Raw genomic sequence first — 6,787 nt, forward strand, 5'->3', positions numbered from 1 at the left:
CGTGCTCGGTCTCCCTCCTCTCGCCCGCTTCGGCGGTCTCGTCGCAACCGGTCTCCTCGATGTCACCAGCGATCCCGCGGCCCTGGACTCGTCCGGCTTCTGGGCCGTCTCGGCCGACTTCGAAGGGCGGCTGACCTGCGCCCGCTTCCGCGACGTACGAGAGGAGCCGGTGCCCGCGCCGGTGCCCGGACGCTGGCACGGCCCGGCGGCCGGTGACTGGACGTCGTCCCTCGACCGCGCCGCGTACACCGCCGGTGTCCGGCGGATCCGGGAGCACATCGCGGCCGGCGAGGTCTATCAGGCGAACCTCTGCCGCGTGCTCTCCGCGCCCGTCCCGGCCGACGCCGACGTCGACGCGCTGACCGCTCTGCTGGCCCGCGGCAACCCGGCACCGTACGCGGGAACGATTCGGCTGCCGGACCACGGTGTCGAGATAGCCACCGCCTCCCCGGAACTCTTCGTGCGCCGCGCGGGCCGCTCCGTCGAGTCGGGCCCGATCAAGGGCACCGGACGCACCGAGGCGGACCTCCTGGACAAGGACTACGCCGAGAACGTGATGATCGTGGACCTCGTCCGCAACGACATCGGCCAGGTCTGCGCCACCGGCACCGTGACCGTGCCCGACCTGTGCGTCGTCGAGAAGCACCCCGGGCTCGTGCACCTCGTCTCCACCGTCGGCGGGGAACTGCGCGAGGACGTCGGCTGGCCCGGGCTCCTCGCCGCGGCCTTCCCGCCCGGTTCCGTCACCGGCGCGCCGAAGTCCAGCGCCCTGCGGATCATCGACGCGCTGGAGACCGTGCCGCGCGGCCCCTACTGCGGAGGCATCGGCTGGGTCGACGCCGACCGCGGCACCGGCGAGCTGGCCGTGGGCATCCGTACGTTCTGGATCGACCGCGCCGACGGCGTCCTGCGCTTCGGTACGGGGGCCGGCATCACCTGGGGGTCCGACCCCGAGGGGGAGTGGCGGGAGACCGAGCTGAAGGCGTCCCGGCTGCTCGCGGTAGCGTCGGGAACGTACGACGCGGGTGACGGGACCCTCACCGACTGACCCGGATCCGGGGACGGCGCGGGGACCGGGGCCGGAACGCCGTGCCGGACGAGACGTCCGGCACATTCACATGCGAGGTAGGACCAGTGAAGCTTTGGCTCGACGGCGGGCTCCAGGACATCGAGACCGCCCGCGTCTCCGTCTTCGACCACGGACTGACCGTGGGTGACGGCATCTTCGAGACCGTGAAGGCGGTCGACGGCCGGCCCTTCGCGCTGACCCGCCACCTCGACCGGCTGGCCCGCTCGGCGCGCGGCCTCGGTCTGCCCGAGCCCGACGCCGACGAGGTGCGCCGCGCCTGCGCCGCCGTCCTCGACGCCAACCCGATGCCGCTCGGCCGGCTCCGCATCACCTACACCGGCGGTCACGGCCCGCTCGGCTCCGACCGCGGAGAGCACGGTCCGACCCTCGTCGTCGCGCTCGGCGGCTCGGCCCCGCGCCCCGACTCCACGGCCGTCGTCACCGTTCCCTGGACCCGCAACGAGCGCGGCGCCCTGACGGGCCTCAAGACCACCTCGTACGCCGAGAACGTCGTCGCCCTGGCCCGCGCGCGTGAACACGGCGCGTCCGAAGCGCTGTTCGCCAACACGGTGGGCCAACTCTGCGAAGGCACCGGGTCGAACGTCTTCGTCGTCCTCGACGGCGAGATCCACACCCCGCCGGTCGCCTCCGGCTGCCTCGCCGGCATCACCCGTGCCCTCACGGTCGAATGGACCGGCGCCAAGGAGACCGACCTGCCGCTGGACGTCCTGGAGCGCGCCGACGAGATCTTCCTGACGTCGACGCTGCGCGACGTGCAGGCCGTGCACCGCGTCGACACCCGTGAACTGCCGGGCGCGCCGGGCCCGGTGACCGCCAAGGCGATGCGCGTCTTCGACGAGCGGGCCGGGGACGACCTCGACCCCTGACCGGCCGTTCGGGGGCCGCCGGCCTCCGGCCGCCCGGTAATTCGGCTGACGACGCGTGCGCCAGCGGGTACAACACCCCTGATGACCACGACCCTGCGGCCGACCGAGCCGCTCCACCGCGCCGCCGACGGGACCCTCTCACGCCGCTACCAGGTGTGTGTGAACAGCCGTCCCGTCGGCCGGGTACACCTGGCCACGGAACCCGGCTCGGGACCGCCCGCGGCCAGGATCCACGATCTTCGCATCGACGAGCCGGACCGGGGCCGGGGCCGGGGCACCGTGGCCGCGCTGGCGGCGGAGGAGGTCGCCCGGGGGTGGGGCTGCCGGCAGATCGAGGCGACCGTGCCCGGAGAGGCCGCCGCGGCCCTGGAGCTCACCAGGGCGCTCGGTTACGTCCTGCGCAACCGCATCATGGCGAAGGCGCTCGACGGCCCCGCGGTCGTACTCCCCCCGGGCAGCGCCGACCGTCCCATGACGCAGGACGAGTACGAGATCTGGGACCGGGCGGGCAGGCGGTCCTACGCCGAGGACTGGATCCGGCGCGGTGTGCCGGAGGCCGAGGCGCTCGCCAAGGCGGACCGCGACTTCGGCGGTGCGCTGCCGCAGGGCCCGGACACCGCGAACATGTGGCTGAGCGTCCTGGAGCACGAGGGCGTCCCGGTGGGCGATCTGTGGCTGGGGCGCCGGAGCGGGCACGCCTTCGTCTACGACGTCCTGGTGCGCGCCGACCAGCGCGGCCGCGGACACGGCCGGACGCTCATGCGGCTCGCCGAGGCCCGCGCGGCCGGCGCCGGACTGGACCGCATCGCCCTCAACGTCTTCGCGGGAAACACACCGGCCGAGCGGCTCTACGAGTCGCTCGGCTACGAGACCACGGAGTACCACCTGTACAAGACGCTGCTCTAGGGTCCGCCGTTCGGATCAGGTGGCGCCGAGGCGCGGTGCGTTGTCGGCCGGGCCGAGCGGGCAGGGCCCTTCCTCGGGTGTCAGGCCTGTTCGGCGAGCAGCCGGTCGGCGATCTCCTCGATCCGCTCGCGCAGTCCCTCCTGGCTCTTGCCTCCGTCCAGGCGCTCACCGCCGATGACGTACGTCGGGGTGCCGGTGACGCCGATCGCCTTGCCCTCGGCCTGGTCCGCGTCGACGATCAGGATGTGCCGGCCGTCGATCAGGGCCGTGTCGAACTCCTCGGCGTCCAGGCCGAGTTCCCGTGCGACCTCGACCAGGAAGGCTTCGCCGTCCTTGCGGTCCAGCTCCTCGACACGACCGAGCACGGCCTCGATGTACGACCAGGCGTCCCCCTGCTCGGCGGCCTCCTCGGCGGCCTGTGCCGCGGCGAAGGCGTGCTTGTGCTTCTCCAGGGGGAAGTGCCGCAGCCGCAGCTCCAGGCGGTCGCCGTAGCGGGCGCGCAGCGCGCGCAGGTCGGCGAGAGCGTCACGGCAGTCGGGGCACTGCAGCTCGCACCAGACGTCCAGGACGACAGGGGCCGGGTGCGCGGCGGAGGGGCCGGAGGAGTCGTTCATGGGACCCAGTCTCCCAGTCCGGTGAGGGGGAGGCCGCACCGGGACCTGAGGAGGACGGCGACCCCGAGATGTCCCTGAGGTATGCCCGGACCGTGGCATACCGGGCATGGAGCGGTGCAGGATGGAGGGGATGGGGAACATGTCGCACCGAGCCCTGCCTGGAGGACCGGAATGATCGCAGAGACCGTCTGCTCCGCAGTCTCCGTCGCCGGCCTGGGCATCGCTGCGGTGACGGCCTACCGCAAGCGTTTCCTGGCGGCCGCCCGGATCGCCGCCTACTCCCTGGTGCCGATCGGCCTGGTCATGACCGGAGTGGTCGGCTGGCTGGCCGACACCGCGTTCAGTCCGACCGCCTGGGCCGGCTTCGTGGTGCTCGGCGGCGCCTGGGCGCTGTTCATGATCACCCGTGCCGTGGAGCGACGCGGCGGCGGGACCCGGAAGGAACGCAGGGCGGCGAAGGCCTCGGCCCGGCGCGAGGCGGCGGCTCCCGCGGCCTCGGCCCCGTCGCTGGGCCAGGGCATCCCTCCCGCCTCCCGGCCCGCGGCGACACCGGGGGCGAAGAGCTCCGGGGACGACTTCAGTGACATCGAGGCGATCCTGAAGAAGCACGGCATCTGACCGACAGAAGCGACACAAGATCACATGCGTGACACAGGGAACGCGCGGAACCGTTCACGTTCGAGCGCGCCTGTCACATCATCCAGCGAACTCCCGTGTATTCCGGGCGTGTTGATCGCGAACCAGGCGCCCTCTGCGTCATCATCGCCCGCGAGATGCTGGACACAACAACGAGCGACACCGCTGCTCCGCCCGAGGAGCGGCGCGGTTGTCTCTTCGCGCTCTCCCAGCCGCCGCTGATGATCTTCCTTGCGGTGATCGGCTGTCTGCTGCTCATGGCTTCGCTGCACGACCTGCTGCTGCTCTGAGCTGTACACGGAGCCCCTGGCGCCACCCGCCGAGGGCTCCGTCGGTCCGGCCGGGGGCCGGACCCCTCCCCGTGGTGCGAGCCGCTCAGCCCGCGGCTTCCTTGCGGCGTGCCCGGTAGGCGGCCACGTGGAGCCGGTTCCCGCAGGTACGGCTGTCGCAGTAGCGGCGGGAGCGGTTGCGGGAGAGATCGACGAAGGCCCGCCGGCAGTCCGGGGCCTCGCAGCGGCGCAACCGGTCCTGCTCTCCGGCGACCACGAAGAAGGCCAGCGCCATCCCGCAGTCGGCCGCGAGGTGGTCGGCGACCGAGGCGCCCGGCGCGAAGTAGTGGACATGCCAGTCATAGCCGTCGTGGTCCGTCAGCCGGGGCGTGGTGCCGGCGGCCGCGACCAGCTCGTTGATGAGCGAGGCGGCGGTCCGTGGATCATCGGCGGCGAAGATCCCGGCGAACAGGTCGCGAACGCCCCGTACCGATGCCAGATCCCGCTCCGACAGCACCCCGACATCGCTGATGTTGTGCTTTCGTACGAAATCGGCGAGGGATGACACGTCGGCGAGCCCGTCCGCCGTCTCGTCCTCCGGCGCGGTGTTCACCAGATCCACCACGGCGTCGAGTGCGCACCGGGTGTCGTGGGTGATCAGCACGTTTCGCTCCCTGGCCTGGGGGTCGGGCGAGGGCGCCCGCCCGATGCTGGCCGATGGTAGTGGCTTCCCGGCGCGGCCGAGACGGGTGTGGGGGCGTTGGGTGCGAGACATGGGGGCGTCGGGTGCGGGAGCGGGGAGCCCGTGCCGGTGGACGCGCAGCGGCGCCGCCACCGCGAACCTTCCGCGGTGCCGACGCCGGCCCCTTCCCTATGCGGTTGTCTGAGCCCGAGCCGTCTCCCCGAGTGGACGGCGCCGGGCGGCTCTGTGGTGACGCGTCAGCTCTCGGCCAGGATGTGTGAGAGCTCCGTGTCGAGATCGAAGTGCCGGTGTTCCGTGCCGGGCGGCACGGCTGCGTCCGTTCGCTTCAGGAATGACTCCAGGGCCCGCGCTGGGGCTTCGAGCAGGGCTTCACCCTCCGGAGAGCTCAGGGCGATGCATACGACGCCCTGGCCGTGGCTCCGGGACGGCCAGACTCGGACGTCGCCGGTACCGGTGGGCCGGTGGAGGCCCTCGGCGAGGAGGTCGCGGGCGAACACCCACTCGACGGTTTCCTCGGCTCCGGTGTGGAAGGTGGCGTGCACGGCATAGGGATCGGCCGTGTCATACCGCAGTCCTGCGGGTACAGGCAGTGAGGACTCGCTCGACACAACGAGGCGCAGGTGCAGCTCGCAGCTGACCGTGGTGTTCATAAGCGCCAGGGCCTTTCGCTCAGTGTGCGCTCGGGGATTCGCACGTCGGCGAAATCGACATGCCACCTACGGTGCCGTTGTAAACCCCTCTGAGGGTTTTGCCTGTCTTTATGTAACTCATCCGGCCGAGGGCGCGTTCTCCGGATAGGGCCATTCCGGTGACTGGTTTCTCTCGGGTAGGGTTTGGTCGTATGAATACGGGGAGTGACGAGTCGGGCGAGGTCGCCACGGCGGGCGACGGGGCGAACAATGAGCGAGCGCTCGGTTCACGGGCGCCTCAGTTCATCAAGGCCCGCCGGGCGCTGCACGTGAGCTGGCAGGTGGGCGTCTTCGTCGTCGGGCTCGCGGTGGTGGCCGCGGGCGTGATCATGCTTCCGCTGCCGGGGCCCGGCTGGCTGGTGATCTTCGGTGGCATGGCGATCTGGGCGACCGAGTTCGTCTGGGCCCAGCTGGTGCTTCGCTGGACGAAGCGCAAGGTCACTGAGGCTACGCAGCGGGCGCTCGACCCCAGGGTCCGGCGTCGCAACATCATCCTCACCTCGGTCGGTCTCGTGATCGTCGCCGTCCTGGTGGGTGTGTACCTCTGGAAGTTCGGCTTCGTGATGCCGTGGGGCATCAAGGAATGACGCGGCCGGCCCGGACGTCTTCCGGGCCGTCTCGGCTGGTCGAAGCCACCCCCTGACATGGGGTAATGTTCTTCCTGCGCCCGGGCGATTAGCTCAGCGGGAGAGCGCTTCGTTCACACCGAAGAGGTCACTGGTTCGAACCCAGTATCGCCCACACGTAGGAAAGACGGCTCCAGTCCACGACACCGTGGACCGGGGCCGTTTTCGTGGTTCCGGGGGGTGTGCGCCGCGGCGGTGCCCGCGGGTGCGGGTGCGGGTGCGGTGTCGGTCCGGTGTCGGTCCGGTGGGGGGGGGGGGCGGGGGGGGGGGGGGGGGGGGGGGGGGGGGGGGGGGGGGGGGGGGGGGGGGGGGGGGGGGGGGGGGGGGGGGGGGGGGGGGGCGGGCGCGCGGGGGGGGGGGGGGGGGACACGCAGCCAAAGCACCCCCG

Annotated in this window: 9 protein-coding genes and 1 tRNA gene; 7 read left to right on the forward strand and 3 right to left on the reverse strand. The window is 72.0% G+C overall.

From position 1 onward, the window contains the following. Position 1: 1 nt before the first annotated feature. The 3 genes from ACFYW9_RS33420 to ACFYW9_RS33430 all read left to right on the forward strand — a co-directional run bounded on the left by ACFYW9_RS33420 (position 2) and on the right by ACFYW9_RS33430 (position 2,862). Positions 2–1,048: a chorismate-binding protein gene (locus ACFYW9_RS33420; RefSeq protein ID WP_389158388.1), complete on the forward strand. Its 1,047-nt coding sequence runs from the start codon at positions 2–4 to the stop codon at positions 1,046–1,048. A gap of 86 nt (positions 1,049–1,134) precedes the next feature. Next, positions 1,135–1,956, forward strand: coding sequence for an aminodeoxychorismate lyase (locus ACFYW9_RS33425; protein WP_326788871.1), 822 nt, complete (start codon positions 1,135–1,137; stop codon positions 1,954–1,956). Between the two features lie 81 nt (positions 1,957–2,037). Next, complete coding sequence (locus ACFYW9_RS33430; RefSeq protein ID WP_389158392.1) at positions 2,038–2,862, forward strand: GNAT family N-acetyltransferase; 825 nt, start codon at positions 2,038–2,040, stop codon at positions 2,860–2,862. Positions 2,863–2,942: 80 nt separating this feature from the next. Here the strand turns inward: ACFYW9_RS33430 and ACFYW9_RS33435 are convergent, their stop codons facing one another. Next, on the reverse strand, positions 2,943–3,476 hold the full coding sequence (locus ACFYW9_RS33435; RefSeq protein WP_389158395.1) for a DsbA family protein: 534 nt from the start codon (positions 3,474–3,476) through the stop codon (positions 2,943–2,945). A gap of 171 nt (positions 3,477–3,647) precedes the next feature. On the opposite strand from ACFYW9_RS33435, the gene ACFYW9_RS33440 reads away from it, so the two are divergent. Both ACFYW9_RS33440 and ACFYW9_RS33445 read left to right on the forward strand, forming a co-directional pair. Next, complete coding sequence (locus ACFYW9_RS33440) at positions 3,648–4,094, forward strand: hypothetical protein (protein WP_351862461.1); 447 nt, start codon at positions 3,648–3,650, stop codon at positions 4,092–4,094. Between the two features lie 155 nt (positions 4,095–4,249). After that, complete coding sequence (locus tag ACFYW9_RS33445) at positions 4,250–4,402, forward strand: hypothetical protein (RefSeq protein WP_167455603.1); 153 nt, start codon at positions 4,250–4,252, stop codon at positions 4,400–4,402. Between the two features lie 85 nt (positions 4,403–4,487). On the opposite strand, the gene ACFYW9_RS33450 is transcribed toward ACFYW9_RS33445, so the two are convergent. Together ACFYW9_RS33450 and ACFYW9_RS33455 are read right to left on the reverse strand one after the other, a co-directional pair. Then, the gene (locus tag ACFYW9_RS33450; RefSeq protein ID WP_389158398.1) at positions 4,488–5,045 is read right to left on the reverse strand and encodes a CGNR zinc finger domain-containing protein; all 558 of its coding nucleotides are present in this window, start codon (positions 5,043–5,045) and stop codon (positions 4,488–4,490) included. Positions 5,046–5,320: 275 nt separating this feature from the next. Next, the gene (locus ACFYW9_RS33455; RefSeq protein WP_003959770.1) at positions 5,321–5,734 is read right to left on the reverse strand and encodes an SsgA family sporulation/cell division regulator; all 414 of its coding nucleotides are present in this window, start codon (positions 5,732–5,734) and stop codon (positions 5,321–5,323) included. Positions 5,735–5,925: 191 nt separating this feature from the next. On the opposite strand from ACFYW9_RS33455, the gene ACFYW9_RS33460 reads away from it, so the two are divergent. After that, positions 5,926–6,360, forward strand: a complete 435-nt coding sequence (locus ACFYW9_RS33460; protein ID WP_351862464.1) for a TIGR02611 family protein — start codon at positions 5,926–5,928, stop codon at positions 6,358–6,360. A gap of 82 nt (positions 6,361–6,442) precedes the next feature. After that, positions 6,443–6,514, forward strand: a tRNA-Val gene (locus ACFYW9_RS33465). Positions 6,515–6,787 lie beyond the last annotated feature (273 nt).

This window comes from Streptomyces sp. NPDC002698, assembly GCF_042888945.1.
GTDB lineage: Bacteria > Actinomycetota > Actinomycetes > Streptomycetales > Streptomycetaceae > Streptomyces.